Raw genomic sequence first — 25,148 nt, forward strand, 5'->3', positions numbered from 1 at the left:
ACTGCTGACCCAGCGCAACCTGTCGGCGGCGGCAAGCAGCATCAACCTAAGTCAGCCGGCCATGAGCGCGGCCGTCGCCCGGCTGCGCGATTATTTCAACGATGAACTGTTTACGATGAGCGGCCGCGAACGTGTTCTAACCCCACGTGCGGAAACACTCGCCCCCGCTGTTCGCGGCGCACTCTTGCACATCCAGTGCTCGATTATTTCTTGGGATCCGTTTAATCCGGCTCAATCCGATCGCCGCTTCCGGATCATAGTTTCCGATTTCGCCACACTCGTGTTTTTTGAAAAGGTCGTGGAGCGTGTTGCGCGCGAAGCACCCGCCGTCAGCTTCGAATTGCTGCCGCTCGACGACGATCTCGATGAGCTTCTCCGGCGCGGTGACGTCGATTTTCTGATTCTTCCGGAATTGTTCATGTCGAGCGCGCATCCAAGAGCGGCGCTGTTCGACGAGACATTCGTGTGCGTAGGCTGCCCCACGAACAAGCAGCTGCCACAGCAGCTTACATTCGAGAGGTACGTGTCGATGAAGCACATTGCGTTCAGAGTCGGCCGTGCGCAAATGCCATCCATCGAGGAACGGTTTTTGCTTGAACATGGTCTCAAGAGACGTGTCGAGATTATCGTGCAGGCCTTTAGCATTATCCCGCCGATGGTCTCAGGCACAGATCGTATAGCGACCATGCCCTTCCGGCTGGTTCAGCATTTCAAAAAGACTTTCCCTCTACGGATCGTCGAACTTCCCCTGCCACTACCCACGTTCACTGAGGCCGTCCAATGGCCCACCCTTCACAACAGTGATCCGGCAAGCACCTGGATGCGGCAGATAATGTTGCAGGAGGCATCCCGCATGTGAAGCCGCGGGCGCTCCTGGCGAACGGCACGCAAAAATTGGGTCTGACTCCAATTCGATGATTTTTGCATAACAGTGTGCTGCTGATTTCCGATGCTCGTAGCCGGCAACACCAAAAACATGAAGGGGAAGAAGTACTTTTACCGCAGGCTGTGCGAGTCTGAAGGTCTACCCCTTGGACCGCGCCCAATTGCCGGGAATGCAATGATTTCAAAAGCTGCTTCGGCCCGGAGGCATGGAAAAGCCGCCTCACACGGATCAAACACGGGTTCGCCCTTGTATTAATAGCCGTACGAGGCGAGCGGTCGACGCGAGGCGGTCCGCTTCGGTCCGGCACTCTTAGCTTCTCTCGTCGGCACTATCATTCAAAACGCCGCCGCTGGTCGAAATCGACCGGACAACAACCTGCGACCGCGCGGAGACTATGGCTGCAATCGCCAAAAAATCGTGAGCAGGATCGCACCGCGCGGCTGATGCGATTGCATCTTTCCCCGTGCTGCACTGGCCTGTGTCAGGCGGTCTAGGTTCGCGCTTCGGTCCGAGCAAGAACACTGTCAGGGCAGCGAGGAACGAGGCAACGGCGCTGTAGGCAAAGGCACTGGCAACGCCGGCATCGTCCACCAGCAGTCCGCTGAAAATCGCGCCGGCGGCGATGGTCACTTGGAACGTTGCGGCCATCAGCCCACCGGCGTTTTCGGCCTGCTCGGGAGTGGCGCGCAGCACCATGCATTTCTGCAGTCCCACCGGCACCGCGCCGAAGGCAAGCCCCATACGGTACCGCAATCGCCGAGGCCCAGGCCGATGCTCTCAACGTCAGCAGCGAGACAGCGGCCATCGCTATGAGCAGGGGGGCAGGGCCGCGACTGCCTTGAGGCTGTGCTCGGCCAAGAATCCGCCGGCCAAATTGCCGAAGAAGCCGCCGATGCCAAAGGCGAGCAACACGAGCGAGATCGTCTCGATGTTGAGCGCGGGAACATTCTCGAGGAAGGCGCGGATATAGATGAAGCCGGAGAAATGCCCGGAAGCGACCAGCAGGACGACCAAAATCGCGACTTTTGATCATCGGATTCTTGGCCATGTCCAGCAGACTGCGGAAGCTGGCCGCTCCAATCGGAGGCAGCCTCGGAAAAGTCATGAGTTGCACTACCAGTGTAACGGCGCGGAAGACCGCAGCGATCATGAAGGCGCTTCGCCATCCCAGATGTCGCCGACATAGGCGCCGATTGGACCGCGCAAACGGCAGCGACGGTACGCCGGTGAGGATGATCGACATGGCGCGCGGGCGGTCAGAAGAACCGGCAGCGACCCCGCGACGGCACCAGGATCGTGCGCTGGCAATTGTGCTCTTCGGCACAGGGTTGCTGCAACCGATCTCGCACGTATGGGTCCTGAATGGAGCATGCTCAAGGATGTGGACCTCTACTCCGACTTGCTGACACTGACGGAGGGTGTCGGGGTCAACGTGGTTGGCCACGTGCCCGGCGCTATGGCGAGTGGCTCGGTGCTGAGCAAAGTCGCGGACGGCAAGGCGGACGCTCCAGAGATTAACGCGGCTGGCGCAGGCATGCGGGATTCCGTTGGCAGAAGGAGCTCAAACAGCTAATTCGCTCAAGCTTGTCACCACCGCAGCACACGAATGGCGTGCCGGTCGGCAGGGCCGTGCAGGCCCTGGTGTTCGAACCCTCCAGTCACATCGCTAAGCAAAAGCATTCGCGTGCTTGCCAGCTCAACAGCACAGTCTCGGCGCTTTATCGGCCATGACGATCAGATTCGTTCGTCAGATCAGGGCAGCTTCAAGGGCCGTAACCGCACGCACCCGCAGTATCCGGCTCCCTCAGCGATGCTGCCGGCGATTGCAGCGCTAGAGCGCGGTAACTCAAGTTCGTTACAGCCCGCCGCTCAGCCCTCGAATTGACTTGCACCTGTCTTGGTCAACAGCAATCCATCGCACCAAACGTGGTCTACGCATCCCCACTCACAGGCGGCAGCCGCATCCGGAAAAAAACCACGTCCATTGAGATTTGCACTCGTGTTGCAGAGCAGCGAAATACCCGTGAGTTTCTCATATTCTATCAGAAGTTCTGCAATTGGGTGTTCAGAAGTTCTCGAAACTGTCTGAAGTCGCGCAGTCCCGTCGAGATGGACGACCGCCGGGATTTTTTCTTTCCACTCCGAACGGGTTCGGTGATCGAACAGCATGTAAGGATCCGGCGTGCCGGGGTCAAACATGTCAGGTGCACGATCCTCCAAGCATATTGGCGCTACCGGTCGGAAGTGCTCTCGAACTTTGATTTTGTTGAGATGGTCCTTCATTTCCGGCGAAGTTGCGGCCGCCAGGATGCTTCTGGCTCCCAAAGCACGTGGACCAAGCTCTGCGCGACCTGCAAGGAACACCACAGGCTTGTTGTCGGCGAGCACGCTGGCAAGTTCTTTCAGGCTGCAAGCAGCAGATTGCCAACCAGGCGGAACCTTGCCATGGCTCACATTTGGCCCGCTGTAAACTGACCAGTCGAGATGCACGAAACCTTTGTCGGCGGCCAGCGCGCAGCAAGCGGCACCGATCGCCGATCCGCTGTCGTTTGGAAACGGAGGCACCCAGACTGCGTCGAACAAACCGCTCGCCCGAAGAGCGCTGTTCCATTTGATGTTCAGCCCGCATCCGCCGGCTATGCACAGGTTTCGGGTTTTGGGGACTGAGTACCCACGCAGCGCCCTTGTCATCCCCTGGACGAGAAGACGCTCCACGAAGGCATGGAACGAAGCAAGTATGTCCTCGGGCGTTTCGGGGATTAACCGCGACGCGCTTGCATCGAAGAAGTCGTGCACAGCCGTGAGTAACGCGTCTTCGCTGTGGCTGTTGTTCCCGTAGCCAAAAGCAAGGTCCGTATCCCAGGCAAAATGGTCGTCGTAAAGCTCCTGAAACACATTCACGATGTGTTCATGGACCACTCCGAGCGCAATATAGGCCATCAACTTGCCGGCGATACCGAGATTCCAGCCAGTCCGCAGTTCTTGCCTGTAAGGACCGAAATGTTGGCCCGCGGCCGCATAGGCATGGCCTATCATCGGAAACAGGCACCCAACAAATCGGACTCCACTTGGCTCGACGTAGTAAAGCCGCGGAAAGATGCAGCCGTCCCATACCAGACAAAATGCCGGTTCCTCTGCTTTGGCGAATGAGCTGGTGCAGTATGCGGAAGCTACGTGCCCAACAACATGCGGGTAGCTTTCATAAGAACATACCCCATTGTCGAGCATGAGACCGGAACCTTGATAGGCTGTCAGAGGATTTTCGGCGTACCGCTCCACATATGGCGCGCCGTTGAGAGTGATAGGGGAGCCGTTACTCAGAACCTGGAATTCTGACTGGATTTCACCGTCCCATCCGTCAATAACGAACCGGTCGATATCGCGCGGAGCAAGCCCGTTTTCCGCCAAAACGGCGGCGACCGTCTCAAGCCGTTCGATATGTTGGTATCGTGGGTTATTGTCGAGCTTCTCCTGCTCGATGCAAAAGACTAATCTGCCGTCTTCCACGACGGCGATTCCCCCGTCGTGCGTCAGTTTGATACCGCAAATACGCATAGTAGATCCTTGTCGAGGTGACCGTAGAGCAACCGCAGAAAACGACTGGAAAACATGGTCGTGGGTTTTGATGTCGCGCTATGCAGGATCATAAGAAACCGGTAAATTAGATTGTTTGGATGTGAGGCATCCGCGCGATGAATGATAAGGTCTGCCGCGTGATCTAGAACAAAATGGCTGACACGCAAAAATCACCAGAATTGCGAGGCAGCGCTGTGCGGCACGGTGAGAAGGGCTGCCCGGCGCAAGCCGTTGGGCAAGGATGTCCATGGTCACACGTCACCAGCGTCCCGGGAGGTGCCGCGCTCCCTCGGCACCGAGCGCGCGTGCTGAGCACGAAGGTGGTCGCGCTAGAAGAGAGCCTTCCCTGATCAAGCTACTCTTTAGGTCTCAATCGACAAGAGTTTCGATGGCGAGGGCAGCGCCCAAAGGGCCTATTCGGCTTTTTGAATCGCGCCGTCATGTTGGAGGAACAACCTCCGACAACCGGTGGATCCCGCCTGCAGATCGGCAGCGGAACAGAGCGGCTAAGCGCGTGTGAGGCTAGCGCGGGGTCGGTCACAGGGCATTGTCTCGGCTCACAGATGCAGTGTCGGCTCGGCAAAGAAGACGAGCTCGGCCCTATTGACGGATGATCGCCTTGGGGGGCGGAGAGATGACCGGCTTGCACAGATTTGAGAGGGAGGTCGTTGTTCAGGTTGGCCGCCACAGTTCTGAGCGTATCGTATTCGATGTCAACCAGGCGGCCGCTATCCTTATCCGTGACCTTCATCATCGGACCGAGAAACGGAGGGTAGCGATGACGCTTGTCTGCAGGTATTGCGTGGTGAGGCCCATCCACCAGCTGCTCGAAGGGCTTTTGTGGCAACCGCGCTTTAAGCAAAGATCCTGCGCAGCGATTGAATGCTGTTAGCTCAAGGCTTTGATGCTTCGAGTGGAAGTCGTCTGGCCTGCACACTCTTCCGGAGAAATGTAGGCGTTGGCGGCCTCGGAAAGCCTACCTCCCTCGCCGATAAGACGTTCTGCCAATCGAACACATTGACGAGGACGTGTTGGCGTCGTGATCAGCACGCCGCGCGCATTGTTCCCGATCAGATTATGGAGAACATCTCGGCTAGTCATCGAAAGCGTCGGTGCGTAAATTTTTCCCTCGGCAATATGAAGTCGCGCGGCTTACGATCCGACACCTGATCCTAGACGGTCCAGGACGCCGGCGAGCTGGCCCTTCGCGGCAGCGGAAAGCGGCTTGATTGGCCGTGGGGGCTCGGCGGAACAGATTTCGAGGAGCTCGGCGATTGCGTAGACGACGCGAAGGCTCGAGAACGTCTTAAAAAGCTCCCACACCGGGGCCAGGGTGGTGTCGATCCGGTGTGCTTCTGCGTGGTCGCCCTGCTGAGCGGCTCTGACCATCCTCAGGCAGGGGTCGGGCAAGATGCCACCGAGGACGCTGTACCATGTATCGGCGCCGGCGATCAGGGCCTCGGTGGCGTTCCAGTCGCCGCTGTAGCCGATCGAGAATCCTTTCGGCACAATTTTTTTCTGGTGCGCAAGTTGGCCTTTGATAGCATCGCCCCGGTCGGCTGAGTTTTTAATAGCGAGGATCTCAGGCAGCTGTCCCAGACGCTCGATGAGCGCTGGCGTGAAGCGAAAATGCGTGTTTGCAGGATTGTCGTAGATCACGATCGGCAGGCCGCTTTCGCGCGCCACTGTAGAAAAATGCTCGAAAACTTCGTCGTCAGTAAGCGGGGTGTAGGAAACAGCCGCGAGCAACCCCGCGGCTGCGCCAAGGGCCTTCGCATCACTTGCATAGTGTACCGCTTCATCGGTGCGCAAAGCGCCCACGCCCACCACGAGCGGGACTCGTCCACGCGTCTCGTCCAGCGCCTCGCAAATCGCCCGGCGGCGTTCCGCGCGCGACAGATACATGTAGGTGCCGGTGCTACCGAGCAGGCCGATGGAATCCACCTTTGCTGCGCAAAGCCGCGCTGTCAGCTTTCGAAGCGCCAGGACATCGACGCCGCCGTCACTGTCGCTTGGCGTTATTGGGAAGGCCGAAAGGCCGCTCAGGAAAGCCATGCTGAAGCTCCCGTTGTTACATTGGGTGAAGCGTTGGGCGTCAGACCCCGTCCAGCGCCTGCTCTAGATCCGCGATCAAATCGGCGGCGTCTTCGAGCCCTACCGACAGACGCATGAGGTCGTCGCCGACTCCGTCAGGCAAATGCGCGTCCTTGCGGATTGACTTGCGCGAGCGGGTCAGGCTTGCCGGATGATAGATGAGACTGTCAGCGTCGCCGAGGCTGACCGCCCTGATGATCAGCTTGAGCCGGTCCATCATACGGCGCGCGCCCTCGAACCCCGTTTGGAGGCCGAGAGCCAACATGCCCGAGCCTTGCGACATCTGTCTGCGCGCGATCTCATGGTCGGGATGAGAGCCGAGAAATGGATAGCTAACCCAAGCCACAGCCGGGTGCGCCTCGAGCGCCTGAGCGACCGCAAGCCCAGAGACACTGTGACGCTCCATACGCAACGTGAGTGTCTTCAACCCGCGCAAAATCAGGAACGCCGACATGGGCGAGAGCGCTGCCCCGGTGAGATAGCGCAGGCCAGTTTCGCGCAGCAGGTGCAGTGTTTTCGCATCGCCCAGTATCACACCGCCCAGAGCATCGCCATGGCCATTGATGTACTTGGTCAGCGAATGGATCACGATGTCGGCTCCGAGTTCCAGCGGACGCTGGAGGGCGGGCGAGGCGAAGGTGCTGTCGACGGCGACCTTCACGCCGCGAGAATGGGCGTGTTCGGCAATGGCAGCGATGTCGAGGATACGGCTCAGCGGGTTGATTGGCGTCTCGAAGAACACGAGCCGGGTCCTGTCAGTGATGGCGCCATTGAGATTGCTCGGATTCGACAGGTCGACGGCAACGACCTTGATGCCAAACTGCGGCAGCCCCTGTTCGACCATGGCGAGCGTATTCGAATAGAGTGTCTTGTGGACAATGAGTTCGTCACCTTGCGAAAGCAGCGAAAGGATCAGCGTGCCGAAGGCGGCGATCCCCGAGGCGAGTACCAGCCCAGCTTCGGCTCCTTCGAGATTGGCGAGCCGCTTTTCGAGGATCTCGGTGGTCGGGTTGTATTCGCGTGCGTAGAGCCTTCCGCCAAGCGCTGCGACGGCTTCGTTTGCTGCCACGCTTTCAAATCCATAGGTCGATGTAAGAAACACCGGCGTCTGAACGGAATTGGAAAAGCCGGCCGGATCGTAGCCATGATGGATGGCCCGGGTGGCGAATGCGAGACCGACGTCGTTCCGGGACGGCGTTGATGTTGCCTCGGCTTCAAGCTGATCTTCGGCGCTGGTCATCGGCTTTAGCCCTCTTGATTTCGGGGACAATGCCGTCACACTAACTCAGATGGAACGTCCAGTTGGCGATGAAAGAAATGGTCCAGCCTTCTCCTGAAGCGTCGACAGCTCGCTCGCAAGGTCTCGGCGCGCGCCAGATCTGCGAAGCTCTTCGCGAGCAGATCCTAGCTGGGATCTATGAAACGGGCAGCCAGCTGCCGTCGTCACGCGGCCTCGCAAATGAACTCGGTGTGTCGCGAACCACGGTCACCGTGGCGTATGATCAGCTGGTCGCCGAAGGTTTCATCGAGGTCATTCCAGGCGCAAGACCTCGCGTTGCATCTTCGCTAGTCCGAAGTAAAGAGACCAGCGCGGTGCCGAAACGGACTGGCCCGATCCACCTTTCCTGTTACGGCGAGCGACTGCGCGCCAGTCCGCCACGGCGCGATTACCTCCCCAACCGCCTCAAGGTCGATTTCCGTTATGGCGACCTCGCCCCATCTGATTTCCCGGCGCTGACGTGGAAGCGTGCGATGAACGCGGCGATGTCACAAAGCCCCGGAAGGCTGGCCTATCACGATCCACGCGGCTCGCATCGCTTGCGCCAGGCGCTGCAGGGATATTTGTGGCGTGCCCGAGCACTTAGCTGCCAGGTCGAGCAGATCCTCGTCGTCAGCGGATCACAGCAGTGCCTCGATATGTGCGCGCGCCTGCTGCTCGATCCTTCTGACAGCTTCGTGATCGAGGATCCCTGCTATAGAATGGCGCGCCAAGTCTTTGCCAGCACAGGAGCCACGCCCGTCGCTGTCGCCGTCGATAGCGAGGGCATGAAGACCGAGCTGCTGCAGGAGATCCCAGCGCGGCTGGCCTATGTCACCCCGTCGCACCAGTTCCCGCTCGGCGCCGTCTTGTCGATTTCGCGGCGGTATCAGCTCCTCGAATGGGCTCGGCGCAATGACGCCTATATTATCGAGGACGATTACGATGGCGAGTACCGGTACGACATTCGACCGGTGCCCCCGCTGCATAAGCTGGAAGACCGCAGTTCCGTAATCTATGTTGGCACGATCTCCAAGACACTGTCGCCGATGCTGCGCATCGGCTACCTGGTGGTTCCGGCCGAGTTGCAAGACGTCTTTGCGATGGCCAAGCAGCTTCTCGACAGGCATTCTCCGGTCGCGGAACAGGAGGCCCTGGCCTCACTCATCGAGAGCGGTGGTTATGAGAGCCATGTGCGCCGCGTCCGCCGTCTTAACGGCGAGCGGCGAGAGGCACTGCTTGCCGTCCTTCGACGCGCGTTCGCAGACAGCATTGCCATCGAGGGGGCCGATGCAGGGCTGCATGTCGTCGTCTGGTTCAAGGATCTTTCTCGGTCGCTGGAGGACGTCCTGGTTGAAGAGGCGCGGCGGGTCGGGGTTGGCATCCATCCGATTTCATCGCTGTACATCCGAGATGAGGGCCGCGCTGACCGGATTGGACTGGTGATGGGCTATTCCGCCCTGACCATTCGGCAGATCGAGAATGGCGTTCGGCTCCTTACTGGAGCTATCCAACGGGTAAGAAGCTTTGCCGAAGATTCGGCAAGATGCTCAACACCCGCTCTGACAGCGAGCGGGCCTGGCTCGTGACCCCAGAGTTGCGCCGGCATTGATCGCAGACTGAATCAGCAAGACCTGCCGGGACTGGCTCTGTCGGCCAGTCCGGGTCCCGGGCAGGACTCTGACCCTGGGACCTGGGGAAAGGAATTCTTGAGGAGACTCTCAAATCCGGTGGAAGCAAGGCGCCGTCGCGGCCGGCTTAAAGGAGGAAGCGTTGTTGGATTTTCCGCTGATCGACGAAGAAATAGCAGAGATCGGCACCTGACTTTCGCGCAATCAGCATTCTTGTTGATGCAGAGGACAGTGCGCGAGGCGTCATGGCTCGGGACGTGTTGGGAGAGGCTTGCGATTTCGCCCGAGCGGGGGGACCCGCCTGGGGAGAAGCGCACTTGGCCAATTGGGCGGAGGCATACGTCCGGTTCGGCGCGAAACCATACCGGACGGCGTGCTCGGCGCAGGCATTGAAAAACGGGTGGAGAAGGATGGCCGCATCCCACCAATAAATCCTGTCGTTGACCTCTACAATGCAGTGAGCCTGCGTTCCTCAATACCCATCGGCGGCGAAAATTTCGATGCATATGTCGGCAAACCGCGGCTGACGATTGCCGTAGGAACGGAGTCCTTCCACACTGTTTTGAATGGGGAAGCGGTCGTCGGAAGCACTTCCAAGGGGGAGGTCATCTGGCGCGACGATTTGGGAGCTACATGTCGCCGCTGGAATTGGCGGCGGGGCACGCGCACCCGGTTGGAGGCGGTGGGCGGCCGCCATGTGGTTTATTTTGGAAAGCTTGGCAGCGATGCCGGAAGAGGCGCTCGAGCAGGCGGCTAAGATGCTCGTGAGCGGTCTGAGAGAGCTGACACCAGGGCGTGCCCAGCGTAGCCACGTTCCAAAGATTGCGCACCTCTTCGGGTTGCTGCTTTGATCAATCTCGACGTCAGACGCTCCCGGCCTCCAGGCGTGGCGAAGCTGTGACGCAGCGTGTGCCGGCCGGGCCCCTTTACGGGGTTGGCGCTTTTGCAGTCTCGGCGACAATCCGATGGATCTGCAGCGTCGGGTAATCGCGTGCTCTCCCCGGGAACAGCCAGCCACCGCAGCGACGCCCTGCTGCCGCCCGACCTACATGCGTAGCGCAGTCGGCTAAGCCGGCCGGCCGACAGCATGGCATCACGGCACCGTGCGCCGTGCCACGCTCGATCGGCAGCAGCATGCGCTCGTTGTGACCGTGGGCCATAATGCACTGGCCGCTCCTCCTCCCTTGAACGAGCCGCACGAGATGCGCCATCTCCGGGTAGGTGTCTTCAACAGCACCCTATCAGGGCCGCCAGAAAGGCTGCCCCTGATTCTATCTTTATCGCCCGGCAACTCGATCGGTAGCGGTACGCCGGCGACGGCGGAGCCACGGACGGTTGGGCGAAGCCAAGAGACGTCGGGGGCGCAGAAGCCGGAGGCCTCATTGTTGGACCGCCAAATTGTTAGCCCGATGATCCCCGCCATGCCACTTCACCAACTGGACGGCTTCAATTGCAACGAACTGGCTGTTTCCAGAGGGCCAGATTGCAAGTATCTGACCTGCAACGCACACAGGAGTTCCCCCGATGTACACCCCCTCCAGCCTTCCGAGATGATGATATCGATTTCGCAGCTAGCCACATCAGTTTGGCTCCGGATCGGTTCAGCATCTTTCCGGGTTGGCGCCTACTCTGCGGAAGCAGCTGGATAGCCTCGATCGATCTTCGGTCATTTCGCCTAGGAGATCAATGTTCTCAAGAGGCGCGGTAGTATGCGTTGCCTGAAAGTCGGCTCACAATGAAGCACAATCGTGTGAATGAAGAGCGGGTCAGTTTGATCGACTCGCCTCCCTATGCCGATCATTTCGGCCTCGTAAATCAACAAACGGCAGAAGCCAGTCAGCCGAGAATGGCGGCCGCCTTCAAGAAGGAAAGCCACTCCGTGCGCCAGGCGCCACTTCGGTTTGCACTCGACTACATGGCGACGCCCGGGCTTGACGTCAGGACGTTCTTCGCGCTCGCCCGCGATCTCGGTCTGACCGACGTGCAAATCCGGAATAATCCCTGCAGTAAGGCTGTTGTGCGCGGCAAGCCGTCGGCGGATGTTCGGTCTGCCGCTGCCGAAGCGGGCGTCACGATCATCTCAGTCAACGCTCTACAGCGGTTCAACGAATGGACTCCCGCCCGCAAGACCGAGGCCAGCAAGCTCGCCGATTATGCGGCCGCCTGTGGCGCCCAGGCGCTCATGCTGGTGCCGGTGAACGACGGTTCGTGGTCCGCCAATGGCGAGCGCAATGGCAATCTCCGCGTCGCCTTGAAGGCGCTCAAGCCGATACTTCAGTCGCGGGGTCTGATTGGGCTCATCGAACCGCTTGGCTTCCAGACCTCCTCGCTTCGGTCGAAGAACGAAGCGGCTAACGCTATTGCCGGGGTTGATGGCCAGTCCGTCTTCCGGCTTGTGCACGATACATTCCACCACACACTCGCCGGCGAGACGTCCTTCTTATGCGATCTGACCGGTCTCGTGCACATTTCAGGCATAAACGATCCAGCCTTGTGGGTTCACCCGGATCGCCTCTTGGGAGGTTCCGACAATTGCAGCCAGATCCGGGCGCTACTTGATGGCGGCTATACGGGTCCCTTTTCTCTTGAGCTCGTCGAGGAAGTCCACGCATTGAATGACACTGCAGGCGCATTTGCCGCCAGCATCGATCTCATCCGACACGGGCTACTGGCGCGAGTGCCGGTCTAAGGCGCGTAGACAAATTGAGCGGAGAAGTCTTTTCGAGATCGCTCCTGTATCCCGCTCATGCGGATGCTTGCCGGATCACCATTGTCAAGACTGGCCATTGGACTGCCTTGGGCGGCCGCGGCAGTTCGATGGGCCCGCAAGGCGAAGGTTGGATCTGATGCTGAGGGCGGCGGACTATCGGAATTTTCGGACGAAGAGTAACTGGTGGCGGGCAGGGCGAGTGCGCGAGCCAACCGCAGGTGGTCCTGAGGTGATCTTTTTTTAGGACCGCGGTCGCGCAGCTGCTGTTTCACCTCGGCGGCCTCTCCGGGATCACCGACGACCGCTTCCTCCGACCAGAACTGCCGATACCAGACCCCGTAGCTATGAGCTCTCGATAGTGCGTCGGACAAGAATTCTGGCGCTCCGATCTGCGATTCAGCGTTATTAAACCCCCAGCTTCCTCTTCAGTTCCGCGTTCTCCTTGCGCAGGCGTTCCGCGAGCAGGCTCTTCAGTCGTTTGTTTTCTTCCTCAAGCGCGACGAGGTCCTTCAGATCGTCACCAACCGATGCGGGCAACGCAGCTTTCTTCCATTGATAGTAGGTCTGTTCCGAAATGCCGGCCTCCTTTACGGCGCTCTTGAGGGTGGCGCCGCCACTGATAGACTTCTGTATCAGGGCGAGCATCTGGGCGCGCTCCTTTTCAGAGTAGATCCTACGTCCGGTCCGCACGGTCGCTGCTGGTGCTTCCTCCGCCTGAGACGCCGCATTGGGCGCTTTCCTAGCAGGCGGCCTAGCCTCAGCCTTTGCTCTCGGCGACCGTTTGGCTTTCTTCTTTTGAGGCCCCTCTACCTTGGCTGCCGGTTGCGTTGCAGTTATTTCTGGTTCTGCGTCCAGGGGATTTGCCATGAGATACTCCGCTCGCGGTTTGTGAAAGTGTTCAGCATCAAGCGCTACAACACTTGAGTCAACAGGGCGACCATTTGGCAACTCCATCTCCTCGAGTTCCCTTGTTGTCTCGGCCATTGCTGCGGTAAGATCGACATCGCTCCAGATCGAACGACTCCGTTTTTGAGAACTGCGCTTCTGTCTGATCTCCACCGTGAATGCTCGGGGCTGCCGCCTCATAGGTCGTTCCTTGTGAACACGAATTATGCAGGAAGTCGCGGCAGACGACGAATGAAGGTCTGGCCGCTTCTTCTGTAGCCGAGCTATATGCATCCGACCGCCCGAGCAAGCCCCGCTGGCGACGCACACCCCGGAACAGACCGGTTCCTATGAGCACCTAAGAGCAAGTAGCAATGCCATCTCGGGACCGAGGAGGTGGTGGATTCCTGCAGCATGCAAAAGCTATCTCCCGTGTTTTCGACGGTAGAGCGACGGCTGGCATCCGAACTGAAAGGAGCTGCTCAAGAGCTGCGATCCAATCTGCGCTGGCAGTGCAGGACGGCATACCTCCGAAGGCCGGTGCTACCGACGCTAGCCCGCTGATTACCGACATCAGTTGGCGCAGAAGAACGGACAGCTGCGCAGAATTGGCGCGCTGGGAGAGTGGAGGGCACGAGCCGAGTCGAACTCGCATCGAGCGTCGTCCGGCAGCGGCAGAGCATGACAGGCTCCTTCGACAAGAACGGAGCCTGACCGAAGCTACTCGTCGTCGCAGTCGTCGCTGGGGCGACCCTTTTTCCACGAGTACCGCGGCGGCCGCCTGGTCGGAACGTCGTCCCGGTACTGACCGAGTGGATTTTGCGGAGCCACGCAGCGGCGTCATGCGCAATCGGGAAAGCCATATAGGCTTGCCCTGGGCAGGACGTTTTCGTGGCCCGCGGAGTGCATAAATTCCCCGAGCCTTTACCGGGCCGCTATACTTCTTGGGAGCGAGTTTGCCACGCTCACGATATGTCCGGAAAAGTTGTTTCCCCTTTCACGCCGAGCTTTAAGCCGCTTCACTTGTGTTCGCCTCCTCCTGAAGGCCGGCCAACCCGCTTTTCGCGTTCGATCGATGGCGCGTTCTCAAGGCCGACGACGGTCAGGTTTGGGAATGCTGAAGGGCGCACGCCTGGTTGCCCCTCCGGCAGCCGGGCGATCACGGGGGGCTTCGCTGAGCCATCAGCAAGCATTGCTGCAAAACGGCGCCAAAACTGCCCCCGACCGGCCTCGGGGTCGCCCGACCATTAGTGAGCGGGCCGACTCTGGGCAACACACCGCTCCTGTTCGGAACACCGCATGAAGAAAGAGCCATTTTGGTGAGCCCGTTATGCTTCGTCCAGCAAACGATCGGCGCCTTGACGGACGCGAGCAGCTTGTGAGGGATGCAGCCGAATGCAGCGTTGCTCCCACAACTGACGAAGCTCCTTTGTAAGAGCTTCACGCTTAGCTTCATCTAACGTTATTGAATTGAGGAGATCCCCCCAGCACGGCTTCGCTCTCGATCTGAATGAGCAGAGCGTACACTTCATTTGAAATGCGCACGCCGTCCCGAGTGGAGTGGACTGCGAGGCATTTATGGAAGGAATGTCGGCCATGGCGATAGATCACATCATTTCAGATGTTTTCCGGCAGATAGATGTCAAACGGGAGAAATGTCTGCCCCGGCGTCTCCGCGGTGCCGGTCTTGATGGCGCGATCCATCAGCAACATCAGCTCCTGGCAAAGTCGGCGCAGTGGCGTCGCCACCGCCATCGTGATGATGTCGTCCGCGAGGGCCCCCCGCGACTCCGGCGTGATTTCATTCACGATCGCGACGAGGTCCTGGCCTTTGCCCTCTTCCCGGAGGGCGGAGATAGCCCCCTCCATGCCACCGCCGGCCATGTAGAAGCCGACGAGCTCAGGTTCCCGCTGCATAAGATCCAGCAGCGCCTCGTAGGTGATCTGTCGCTTCTCAAGATTGACGAGCGTATCCAGCACCTCGAATGCTGGCTCGTTCTCACGGAAATAGGAACGAAACCCGCTTTCCCGCAGCTCATGACCCTGGAAACGGTGACTGCCGACAAACACGGCAACCTTGCCAGACCGTTTAGCGACCTTGGAGAACATCCAAGCTGCCGTCCGACCGACGCTGCGGTTGTTGAGACCTATGTAGCCCTCGCGCACGCCGGCGGCGAAGTCAGAAAGTAGCGAAAAGACCGGGATGCCTTTCGCCTTGAGCTCCTCGACTGTTGCCGTGATCTTCGGGTGATCTGGCGCCACCATGGCGATCGCGTGGCATCGGCTACCAAGATCCTTGAGCAGTGCCGTCAGATCCCCAGGCAAATGTGACGGCGCGAATTCGATGAGCGGAATGCCGTGGAAGCAGTGGGCCGAACTGACCGACGCCTCGACCTCGCGCGCGAACTCCTGGTAGAAATGCTGGGCCGGTTTCCTCAAGATGAAGCCCAGCCGGTAGCGGGGCAGGTCCTTTCCCATGCGCTGTTTGATAAGTCCCGCAGCATGATAGCCGATCGCGTGGGCCGCGTGGTGGACGCGACGCGCGGTCTCCTCCCGCACCGGAAGGCGAGCGTTCAGCACCCGATCGACCGTTGCCACGCTCACCCCCGCTTCGCGGGCGAGATCGGCAATTGTAGGGCGCTTTGCCGTCGCTCCGATTTTGATCGGCTGGCGCTCCGTCATCCGGTGCATGCCGGCGACGGATTGGGGCGGCAAAGTGGTTTCGGCATCCTCCCCGATCGACGGCCTATACATTGATCAGCGCTCCAGGCGCACCCGGGCGCGTCTCGGTCTGCGGTCCGTTTCCATAGGGCGTGCATGTTTCTTGTCCTCACCGCATTTGATGCTTCTGATCTGTGGCCCGCGAAGCGCTGTTTAGACCCAGCGAGCCGATTGTTTGGTGGCTGATGAGCCGGCGACTTGGCTGGTCGCGCTGCAGCAATCTTGCTGGGGCGGGTGGCCGGTTTAATCTCTCGGCAAGCTCCCGTAGAAGGCAGCTTTCATGCGCGTTTCGTCCAGTTCGCCTTCCCAGCGGGCGACAACCAGCGAGGCCACCGCATTGCCGATTACGTTCGTCAGCGCTCGGCATTCGGACATGAAGCGGTCCACGCCAAGGATGAGAGCCATCCCAGCAACGGGAACGCTTGGTATTACGGAGAGCGTAGCAGCCAAGGTGATAAAGCCGGCCCCTGTTATACCTGCGGCACCTTTCGAGGAAAGCATCGCGACAAGCAATAGGAAGATCTGATCGGGCATCGACAAGTGCGTGTTCGTCGCCTGGGCGATGAAGAGGGCGGCGAGCGTCATGTAGATATTGGTGCCGTCCAGATTGAAGGAATATCCAGTCGGGATGACGAGACCCACGACGGAACGCTTCGCGCCGGCGTTCTCCATCTTCGCGATGAGCGAGGGCAGCGCGGCCTCCGAGGAGGACGTTGCCAAGACCAGCAGCAGCTCTTCCTTGATGTAGCGCACGAGAGAAAAGATCGAGAAGCCGTTGTATCGGCAGACCGCGCCTAGAATCCCGAATACGAAGAGGAAGGCGGTGAAATAGAACGTCGCGACCAGCATGGCGAGGTTGGCCACCGAACCGATGCCATATTTGCCGATGGTAAAGGCCATGGCGCCGAAAGCGCCGACGGGCGCGGCCCTCATCAGAATGCCGACCAGCTTGAACACCGGCGCAAGGAGCGCCTGAAGCAAAGAAAGCACAGGCTTTCCCGTGTCGCCGACCATCGCGAGAGCGATGCCGAACAGCACCGAGAAGAACAGGACCTGCATGATGTCGCCTTCGGCGAAGGCACTAACGATCGTCGAGGGAATGATGTTCATCAGGAAGCCGGTCACCGACTGCTCGTGGACCTTGGCGGCATAGCCCTTCACGGCCTGGTCATCGAGCGACGCCGGATCGATGTTCAGGCCGGCACCCGGCTGAACGACATTTGCGACAATGAGACCGACAATCAATGCGAGGCTCGAGAAGGTGAGGAAATAGATCATTGCCTTGCCGGCGACCCGGCCGACCTTCTTGAGGTCATTCATGCCGGCAATGCCGGTCGTCACGGTTAGGAAGATCACCGGCGCGATAATCATCTTAACGAGCTTGATGAAGGCATCGCCGAGCGGCTTCAGGCTCTCGCCGACCTCCGGGTAGAAATAGCCAACTGCGACACCGAGGGCGATGGCGGTAAGCACCTGAATGTAGAGCTGGGCGTAGAAGGCCTTGCGGGGCGCAGGCCCCGCGCTTCGGATTGGTGGAGCCAACAGCTTTTCTCTCCCTGACCGGATCGGGGTGGGGCCTCCTCCCTTCCCGCGCTTCTCCCATCGCGGCGCTCCGGTCACGCGCTGCTGGCATGTCGAACAGCAAGGGGCGTGCCAAGTGGAGACCCGCGCCCAAATACGCGTATTCCTCCGCTCGGTGAGGCAGACTCAGTAGGGTGGGCTGTGCGGGTTTCCGCACTGTTGCCGTCATCTCTGGCGAAATCCCGCACTAACGCCCAGCTTTGCACCCATTGCTTTAGCCTGACAGCCACCAGTCGGTAACTCTGGCATCCGCTGTGCCCGCTCGCTTCTTTGTCGCATTTGCGACCCGGCCGGGCACGGAAGTGGAGGATTCCCTACACGAGCTGGCTCTTACCGCGCTCCCGCTGCAGCCGTGGCGTCCCGACGGGTCGTCGATAAGACCGAATGATTCACCGGACCTGGCGCGCATCGGTGCGACTCAGAAGATGCTTCATAGCGCGAACACTTTGGCCGCTCGACGACACTTCGGGCCGTAGTGTCCGACGCGGCCGCCCTAACGCCGACAGCATCCCGGAGGCGTCACCTCCGTAGGCTCACCGCGCCGGGCATCCGTGAACACGCCGGGGTAACTCTGCCGTTCGAGATCGATGTGTCGGCAAATCTCAGTTGATGGAATTCTATCATGTCCTCCTGCTTTCCTTTCAGAAATGCGAGGAAAGCTCGGTTGACTAGCCATCCTCATTCCCGCTCTGTAGGGCAACGTGTGGTTGCGCTCCGGAAGCCTGAACCGCGCCTCAGTTCAGTAAGGATAGCCAAGCCATGCATCAAGCCTTGCCTCCGGCGTCTTTCGGGCTTGCCCCTCCTCAGGGCCTGACCGACGCCCAAAACCGTGACCCACACTTGATCTTATGCAAGGCAGTATGTCGCCTGCGGAACTCTGGCGTCCTCCCGCCGACACGTCACGACTACCCGCATCAACGTCTCAAGCGTTCCGGTAAGCGGCTCCCACCCGCAAGCAAGTGCGCCAATCATGCTGCGGCTCGCGGTGCGAAGACATTCTTGTTGGTGCCGGCCATCGGTGGCTCGGGCCCTGATGCCATCTGATGATGCGTCTACGCGGGGGGACATCGCAGATCCAGATGGCGCGGCGTTGCTGTCGCGGCCCAAGATCGAGGATGACATGTCAGATCAGGACAATGGTCGCCAATCTGAAGACAGTGCTGAGCAGACTTCGTCAAGCTGCACATCATTGCACGACACCAAAAGGGATGACTCGGAACCCGCCATTCTGCCGTCGCGCGCGAGCGCGCTTGCCGGCATCTACGAAATTTCGAAAGCGCTCACCGCCCCCTCCGGGCTCGAGGTCAGGCTGGCCAAGGTTGTAGACCTGCTGCGATCGTTTCTGCAGATGAGGCACGGCATCATCTCTCTTTTCGACGGTGATGGCGAACTGGAGATCATCGCAGGCGCCGGCCGGACCGAGAGCTGCAGTGAGCGCTGCCGGACGTACCTGCCACGAAATGCAATCGACCAGGTTTTGGCGACGGACAAGCCCCTGGCCACCGAGAACATCGCGGTTCATCCGGCTTTCACCGCCGCCGACATGGACGTGCTCGGGGCTTCCGACGACATACCAGTGTCCTTCATCGGCGTTCCCATTCGCGTCGATGCAAATGTCGTGGGCACGCTGACCATCGACCACGTACTGCGCCATGGCTCAAGAGTTTGGCTCGATTACAGCCTCTGTCTGCTCCCGCTAATCGCCAACCTAGTAGGGCAGGCAGTGAAGTCGCATCGCTCTTTTGAGGGCGACCGCGAGCAACCGATGGCAAAGCAGGACTCCCTGCCAAAGCAGAAGCGCCTGGCCCCGCAGCGTAACACTCACGTGGAGGGGATGATTGGCGACAGTTTGGCGTTGCGCGGTCTGCTTGAGAAGGTCGCGCTCGTAGCCAAGGCCAAGATTGCGGTTCTGTTGCGAGGCGAATCCGGTACCGGGAAGGAGCTGGTCGCCAAGGCTATCCACGAGTTGTCCCCGCGCGCCAAGCGGCCCTTCATCAAACTCAATTGCGCGGCGCTACCCGAGACTGTGCTGGAATCCGAATTGTTCGGCCATGAGAAGGGTGCATTCACAAGCGCGTTCAACTCGCGCAAGGGGCGCTTTGAGCTCGCCGACAAGGGGACATTGTTCCTAGACGAGATCGGCGAGATTTCGGCCTCGTTCCAGGCAAAGCTCTTGCGCGTGCTGCAGGAGCAGGAGTTTGAGCGGGTCGGGGGCAACCAGACCATTAAAGTCGACGTCCGCATCATTGCCGCCACGAACAAGAACCTGGAAGAGGCAGTTGCCAGAAACGAGTTCCGTGCCGACCTCTACTACCGCATCAGTGTTGTTCCCTTGCTGGTGCCGGCGCTTCGCGAAAGGCGCAGCGATATTCCGCTCCTCGCAGCTGAGTTTCTCAGGAATTTCAACGATGAGAATGGCCTTATGTTGACCTTCGATCCGAGCGCGATCGAAGTACTGATAAACTGTGACTTTCCCGGCAACATTCGCGAATTGGAAAACTGCGTGTATCGGACCGCGGTTCTGGCGGCGGGGCCATCAATCGGGAAAGATGACTTTGCATGCTGCCAGGGCAAATGCTTCGCCGAGGCGCTGCATAATTGCAGAGTTGGCAAAGTTGCGCTGCAACCTTCGCCGATCGGGCCGCTACCAGTGGTTCGGGCCATACCGCCGGCTGCTGGGGTTAGTTCTGCCGCCGTCCCACCGCCGTCAGCGACCGAAGGGCAGCCGCCGCTGGACCCAGTCGGGGTAATCCACTCTGCGAGAATGGCCGATGCCGAACGTGTCATCCAGGCGATGGAGAGATGTGGCTGGGTCCAGGCAAAGGCGGCACGCCTGCTCGGACTGACGCCGCGCCAGATCGGCTACGTGTTGAGGAAATACGGCATCGAGATCAAGCGTCTTTGAATAAATCACCGAGCCGAGTAGCTGGGACGATCAAGCATTCGTGCCTTGGCGCCTTGAGACGAGTGATGCGGGGCTCCTGCAATTCCGATCCGATCGCACAGGCCGCGCTGCCCCCGCGGTCGTCGCCCCACCGTGCACCCGGGTCTGGCGGCAGCGCCATCGTCGGTGGTCCAGGCCATGTCTTGATCACCAGCTCGTACCGGACGCACTGAGACCGAAACGGAGAAAAATTGATGTCTGATGCAAAACTGCAAACTGTGCTTTCTTCCCTTTCGCAAGTAGCGGGACAGTTAGATGTTCTGCTGTCCGACAAACCGGCGCCGGATCCTTGTTGCGTCAAGCTAAACACGAACGAGAACCCGTTTCCGTTGCCGAAAGCCATAATGCAAAGTGCGATGGCGGCTCTCGAACGGCAATATCTATATCCAGAAGACGACAACGTCAGCTTGAGGCAAGCAGCGTCGGAAGCCTACGGCGTCTCGAAGGATCAGGTGATCGCCGGAAACGGATCGTCTGAACTGCTCGGGCTTATCTACAGAGCTTTCCTGGTTCCAGGAGACAGAATGGCGATGATGTCGCCGGGGTTTTCGTTCAACCGCAAACTTGCCCGTTTGCAGGGTGCTCAATTTCTCGAAATCGGATGGTGCGCAGACCATTCCTTGCCCGTCGAAGACTTGCTTTTGGGACCGGCAAAAGATGCCAAGTTCATTCTGCTGGCCAACCCAAACAATCCGACCGGAACGTTTGTTCCTGTGGCCGATGTTGAACGCCTGGTATCACAATCAGACCGTCTGATTGTCTTGGATGAGGCCTATGTCGATTTTGCACCGGACAATGGTCTGCATCTCCTCGATCGCTATCCAAACCTCCTGATCTTGAGAACATTCTCGAAAAGCTATGCCACCGCCGGCATTCGCGTCGGTTTTGGACTTGGCCACCCCGAAGTCATTGGCAGGCTGCGGGATCTCCAGAACGTCTTCAACATGAATGTGATCGGTCAGGCGGTTGGCATCAGTGTGCTTGGGCACCGCGCCGCCTATGCCGAGAACCACAAGCACATCAAGCATGAAAGACAGCGGGTGACGGTGGCACTGTCGAAAATCGGATTTTCCGTAATACCTTCTCACGCAAATTTCCTGCTAGCGCGTGTTCCACCGGGGCAGGAAGGCTCATGGTGGCAAGCAGCCTTGGAAAGGCAAAAGATACTCGTCGCCTTCTTTCCGGATGCAGGGCTGGAAAATTACATCCGCATCAGCATCGGTACAAAAACCGAGATGGATGAATTCCTTGACGCCGCCAGAGAGATAGCAGGAAGGGCGGAGGAAACGATCCCGCTGTGCCGGCGGTCAGCGGCTGCTGCCTTAACCAGTCGATAGTTCCCCGGCCATTAAGCGCACCGATAATTTGAATTTGCTTGCATCATTGCGAGCCACGAACTGTTGCAAAGAGTTGGAGAAAATCGCGTGAAGAATGCCTTCCCACAGGGCCTGACCTTCGGCATATTCGACCACCTGGACGAGGACGGCTGCGAGATTGCCCGGCAATACGCCAATCGCCTGAGTTTGGCAGAGGCCTGCGATCACCTTGGTTTCTACGCATATCATCTGGCAGAGCACCACTGCACTCCGCACGGGAGGGGCCCATCGCCGAATCTGTTCTTATCTAGCGTCGTCCAGCGCACCCGGCACCTTCGCGTCGGCCCGATGGTAATGCTCCTTGCCCTTTATCATCCGCTGCGTGCGTTCGAGGAGATCTGCATGCTGGACCAATTGAGTGGTGGCAGGGTCGAACTGGGTATAGGGCGCGGCTCTCTCCCAGTCGAACTGGGTTACTTCGGGATTGCTGCGGAGGCGGCGCCAGGTCACTACGCGGAAGCCAGCGAAATCCTCATCAAGGCGATGAAGGGCGACACGCTGTCCTATCGCGGCCGCCATTTTGAGCTGAATGACGTCCCTTTGACGCTGAGATCTTATCAGCGCCCCCATCCACCGACATGGATCGCCACCAATAGACCCGAGTCGGCCAGCTGGGCCGCTTCAAGTGGCGCCAATATCGCGTGCCTGGGACCTGCCTCTTCTGTTCGCAGAATCACAGATGCATTCCGAGCCTGCCGGGAGCGCAGTGCCGACGACGCGGACGAGCGAGGGCCATTTCTTGGAATGCTCCGCATGGTCGTGATCGCGCGATCGGAAACAGATGCATATGCGCTCGCGGCACCCGCTTACGAACGATGGCTCAAGAGCTTCAGGTTCCTCTACGACCTCAATGCGCTCCAGACGCCCCCAAATCTGCCGCTGAGCTTGGATGCAGCAATCGAAAGCGAATTGTGCGTTGTGGGAACGGCATCTTCCGCGCGACAAGCTCTTCTTGATCAGCTCGAAGAGGCCGGTGCTAATTATCTACTTTGCCAACTTGCATTTGGGAATCTGTCCTTAGACGCTTCGCTATACACCGCAAGGACGATCCAATCTGAAATCATGGCTCGAGTTACCTGACGTGGAATGCGCGCTCCGCCTTCGGAGTTGAATTTCTCCGGCGCACCATCACCTTCCCGGTCCCGCGCATGATGCCGATATAGTGCTTGGTGTGTGGGCGGAGGGCGCGCACGCTTGTGGAGGCCCTAGATACTTGGAGCGACCGGCCTGCCGATTAAGAAATCGCCCCGATTTCGTTTCGCGAGAGGGCGAACTTGTGCGTACCAGGGCAAAACCCCGGTTTCTGAGGCATAGAGGGGATTGCTATAGCTCATTATTTAAGGCGCTATGAGTTATAGAAAGGTACGCTATAACTCATGGTATGGAATTGGGAGCAGGCTGACTGGCCGCATTTTACCTACGATAAGGAAGAATTGGAACCGCTGGAAAGCGAGTTCCTGCTCCGATCGGGTGAGTTCCTGGGTGTCTTTCGACACGTCGGTTCTGACGAACGCGACCAGATACGCATCGATCTTATCAGTGAAGAGGCCTTGAAGACATCCGCGATTGAGGGGGAATACCTCAACCGCGAGAGTCTGCAATCAGCCCTGCGCCAGCAACTTGGGCTGGGCAGCGAGAACAGGCGCATTCCGCCTGCCGAGCGCGGCATCGCGGAAATGATGGCCGACGTGTATTTACATTTTGGCCATGCCCTCTCGCATCGCACTCTCTACGCTTGGCACAAGATGGTGATGTCGGGGGAACGGCGTATTGAGACCATTGGCAATTACCGCCAGCATGCCGACGTCATGCAGATCGTTTCCAATCGGCTGGATAAGCCCAAAATGCATTTCGAGGCACCTCCCTCAGCGCGGGTCAAAGCCGAAATGGATGCTTTCACCGCTTGGTTCAACGATACCGCGCCTAAAGGTAAGACGCCGCTCCCGGCGTTGACGCGAGCCGGTATCGCGCACCTTTATTTCGAGAGCATCCACCCATTTGAGGGTGGCAACGGCCGCATAGGCCGTGCCCTCTGCGAAAGTGCGCTTGCTCAAAGCCTGGGTGAACCAAGTCTCATCGCTTTGGCATGCACGATCGAACGCCACCGCAAGGCCTACTACGACAACCTGCAGGCCAGCAATAAGAGCAACGCGGTAACAAATTGGCTGCTCTACTTTGCCAACACGATCCTTGAAGCGCAACGCGTAACGCTGGTCCGCGTCGAATTCTCCGTAGCTAAAGCCAAGTTTTACGAACGCTACCGAAACCAGTTCAACGAGCGGCAGGAAAAGGTCATCGCCCGAATGTTCCGCGAAGGCATCGACGGGTTCAAAGGAGGGCTCAGCGCCGAGAATTATATCGCCATCACTCAAGCATCGCGCGCGACGGCGACAAGAGATCTGCAAGACCTCGTTTCCAAGGGCGCGTTGATTAGAACTGGCGAACGGCGACACACGCGTTACGCCCTGAACATTCTGGATGACCGCAGGTAAACCGCAGCACGGATTTATTGCCACCTTACTCGCGCAGCGACACGTGCGAAGTTTTGAGCAAAAAGGTCTATGAATTCAGGATCGCGCTGGGCGAAGCCTGGGCACCAAGTCCGACTTAAACGGGTCCATCTGCATTTCGCTGAGAATTCCAGGGCAACGGATGTGGTGCCAACGCTTTTTCATCTTCAAGTTCGGCAATCTTCATGGCACTTCGGGCGACCGAAGCAATAACGGCCAACGCATCGGCGGTGCCGTCGGCTTCGCCTTTTCTCAAAATCACCTTCGGTCTGGCCCATCTGGTTTGTTACATGACCAAAGCAAATCACGTTCTTGCGACGCGCCGATGCAAAGGAATAGAGGGCGGCTGCTACCAATTGCCGGAGTGCAAGCCGGACTTCAGCTCGGTGGCTTAGCCGTGGTCAAAACCATCGCCTCGCCGTGCGGTCGCGCCTCATGACCTGGAGGGTGGCGGAAAGGCCGGCTCACGAATGATTAGATCGTTCGAGATCGGGTCCAGTCAGTGCCGGGCGTGTTCGCATTGGCTGTGATCGGCCAGCACCTCAATCACCCGGCATTCGCCGACCTTCCCGTGCCGGCAGCCTTCGACCATGAGTTCAAGTTCGGCCTTCAATGCCGTGAGGCTGCGTATCCGCTGAACGACGTCGGCCAGCCGCGCCTGGGCTATGGTGTCGGCCGTGGCGCAGGGCTGGCTGGGATTATCCTGCAACGTCAGCAGGGTGCGGATGGCTTCGATGCCGAATCCCAACTCGCGTGAATGGCGAATAAACGCCAGCCGGCGCAAATCGCTGGTTTCATAGTGCCGTCGATTTCCCTCGCTGCGGTTCGGCGAGGGCAGCAGGCCGATATGCTCATAGTAGCGGATGGTCGGCACTTTCACGCCGCTCTGTCGTGCCGCTTCGCCAATCGGGACACTGCACATGATTTTTCGCTTGCTCCTCTAGTCGCTAGAGAATGTAGCGTGCCGCTGGAATGG

The 25,148-nt window shown here is 59.1% G+C and carries 17 protein-coding genes and 2 pseudogenes; 9 read left to right on the forward strand and 10 right to left on the reverse strand.

Translation table 11 applies throughout. The features are described from left to right. Window position 1: 1 nt before the first annotated feature. Window positions 2–859, forward strand: a complete 858-nt coding sequence (locus tag AC0L15_RS07540) for a LysR family transcriptional regulator (protein ID WP_473496077.1) — start codon at window positions 2–4, stop codon at window positions 857–859. A gap of 84 nt (window positions 860–943) precedes the next feature. Continuing rightward, window positions 944–1,095: pseudogene (locus tag AC0L15_RS07545) on the forward strand (nitrogen fixation protein NifQ); the annotation flags it as partial. A 100-nt stretch (window positions 1,096–1,195) separates the two neighbouring features. Here AC0L15_RS07545 and AC0L15_RS07550 read toward each other — a convergent pair. From AC0L15_RS07550 to AC0L15_RS07570, 5 genes are all read right to left on the reverse strand, one after another. After that, window positions 1,196–1,627 carry an MFS transporter gene (locus AC0L15_RS07550; RefSeq protein WP_473496078.1) on the reverse strand — a complete coding sequence of 144 codons (432 nt, stop codon included), beginning with the start codon at window positions 1,625–1,627 and terminating at the stop codon, window positions 1,196–1,198. A gap of 66 nt (window positions 1,628–1,693) precedes the next feature. Beyond that, window positions 1,694–1,900 (reverse strand): hypothetical protein, encoded by a 207-nt coding sequence (locus tag AC0L15_RS07555; protein WP_473496079.1) that lies wholly within the window; start codon window positions 1,898–1,900, stop codon window positions 1,694–1,696. 855 nt (window positions 1,901–2,755) lie between these two features. Then, window positions 2,756–4,441 carry a nodulation protein NodU gene (nodU, locus tag AC0L15_RS07560; protein WP_473480653.1) on the reverse strand — a complete coding sequence of 562 codons (1,686 nt, stop codon included), beginning with the start codon at window positions 4,439–4,441 and terminating at the stop codon, window positions 2,756–2,758. Window positions 4,442–5,614: 1,173 nt separating this feature from the next. Further along, complete coding sequence (locus AC0L15_RS07565) at window positions 5,615–6,517, reverse strand: dihydrodipicolinate synthase family protein (RefSeq protein ID WP_473496080.1); 903 nt, start codon at window positions 6,515–6,517, stop codon at window positions 5,615–5,617. A gap of 40 nt (window positions 6,518–6,557) precedes the next feature. After that, window positions 6,558–7,796, reverse strand: a complete 1,239-nt coding sequence (locus AC0L15_RS07570) for a trans-sulfuration enzyme family protein (protein WP_473496081.1) — start codon at window positions 7,794–7,796, stop codon at window positions 6,558–6,560. Window positions 7,797–7,864: 68 nt separating this feature from the next. On the opposite strand from AC0L15_RS07570, the gene pdxR reads away from it, so the two are divergent. The 3 genes and pseudogenes from pdxR (at window position 7,865) to AC0L15_RS07585 (ending at window position 12,134) form a co-directional block, all read left to right on the forward strand. Then, window positions 7,865–9,403: a MocR-like pyridoxine biosynthesis transcription factor PdxR gene (gene pdxR / locus AC0L15_RS07575; protein WP_473496209.1), complete on the forward strand. Its 1,539-nt coding sequence runs from the start codon at window positions 7,865–7,867 to the stop codon at window positions 9,401–9,403. A 184-nt stretch (window positions 9,404–9,587) separates the two neighbouring features. Beyond that, window positions 9,588–10,296 (forward strand): annotated as a pseudogene (locus AC0L15_RS07580) (B3/B4 domain-containing protein). 995 nt (window positions 10,297–11,291) lie between these two features. Further along, window positions 11,292–12,134 (forward strand): TIM barrel protein, encoded by an 843-nt coding sequence (locus AC0L15_RS07585; protein WP_473496210.1) that lies wholly within the window; start codon window positions 11,292–11,294, stop codon window positions 12,132–12,134. A 426-nt stretch (window positions 12,135–12,560) separates the two neighbouring features. Here the strand turns inward: AC0L15_RS07585 and AC0L15_RS07590 are convergent, their stop codons facing one another. The 3 genes from AC0L15_RS07590 to AC0L15_RS07600 form a co-directional block, all read right to left on the reverse strand. Beyond that, window positions 12,561–13,139 (reverse strand): transposase, encoded by a 579-nt coding sequence (locus AC0L15_RS07590; protein WP_473494353.1) that lies wholly within the window; start codon window positions 13,137–13,139, stop codon window positions 12,561–12,563. Window positions 13,140–14,657: 1,518 nt separating this feature from the next. Further along, the gene (locus AC0L15_RS07595) at window positions 14,658–15,722 is read right to left on the reverse strand and encodes a LacI family DNA-binding transcriptional regulator (RefSeq protein WP_473496211.1); all 1,065 of its coding nucleotides are present in this window, start codon (window positions 15,720–15,722) and stop codon (window positions 14,658–14,660) included. Between the two features lie 282 nt (window positions 15,723–16,004). Beyond that, window positions 16,005–17,303, reverse strand: a complete 1,299-nt coding sequence (locus tag AC0L15_RS07600) for a dicarboxylate/amino acid:cation symporter (RefSeq protein ID WP_473496082.1) — start codon at window positions 17,301–17,303, stop codon at window positions 16,005–16,007. A gap of 1,159 nt (window positions 17,304–18,462) precedes the next feature. Here AC0L15_RS07600 and nifA point away from each other — a divergent pair. The 4 genes from nifA (at window position 18,463) to AC0L15_RS07620 (ending at window position 24,154) form a co-directional block, all read left to right on the forward strand. After that, window positions 18,463–20,247 carry a nif-specific transcriptional activator NifA gene (gene nifA / locus AC0L15_RS07605; RefSeq protein ID WP_473496212.1) on the forward strand — a complete coding sequence of 595 codons (1,785 nt, stop codon included), beginning with the start codon at window positions 18,463–18,465 and terminating at the stop codon, window positions 20,245–20,247. A gap of 233 nt (window positions 20,248–20,480) precedes the next feature. After that, window positions 20,481–21,623: a histidinol-phosphate transaminase gene (gene hisC / locus AC0L15_RS07610; protein WP_473496083.1), complete on the forward strand. Its 1,143-nt coding sequence runs from the start codon at window positions 20,481–20,483 to the stop codon at window positions 21,621–21,623. An 87-nt stretch (window positions 21,624–21,710) separates the two neighbouring features. Further along, window positions 21,711–22,742, forward strand: coding sequence for an LLM class flavin-dependent oxidoreductase (locus tag AC0L15_RS07615; protein ID WP_473496084.1), 1,032 nt, complete (start codon window positions 21,711–21,713; stop codon window positions 22,740–22,742). A 296-nt stretch (window positions 22,743–23,038) separates the two neighbouring features. Beyond that, window positions 23,039–24,154, forward strand: coding sequence for a Fic family protein (locus tag AC0L15_RS07620; RefSeq protein WP_473496085.1), 1,116 nt, complete (start codon window positions 23,039–23,041; stop codon window positions 24,152–24,154). Window positions 24,155–24,269: 115 nt separating this feature from the next. On the opposite strand, the gene AC0L15_RS07625 is transcribed toward AC0L15_RS07620, so the two are convergent. Further along, on the reverse strand, window positions 24,270–24,428 hold the full coding sequence (locus AC0L15_RS07625; RefSeq protein WP_473496086.1) for a hypothetical protein: 159 nt from the start codon (window positions 24,426–24,428) through the stop codon (window positions 24,270–24,272). A gap of 243 nt (window positions 24,429–24,671) precedes the next feature. Then, the gene (locus AC0L15_RS07630; RefSeq protein ID WP_473496088.1) at window positions 24,672–25,094 is read right to left on the reverse strand and encodes a MerR family transcriptional regulator; all 423 of its coding nucleotides are present in this window, start codon (window positions 25,092–25,094) and stop codon (window positions 24,672–24,674) included. Between the last annotated feature and the right edge of the window lie 54 nt (window positions 25,095–25,148).

The sequence above is a fragment of the Mesorhizobium sp. WSM4846 genome (assembly GCF_055811415.1).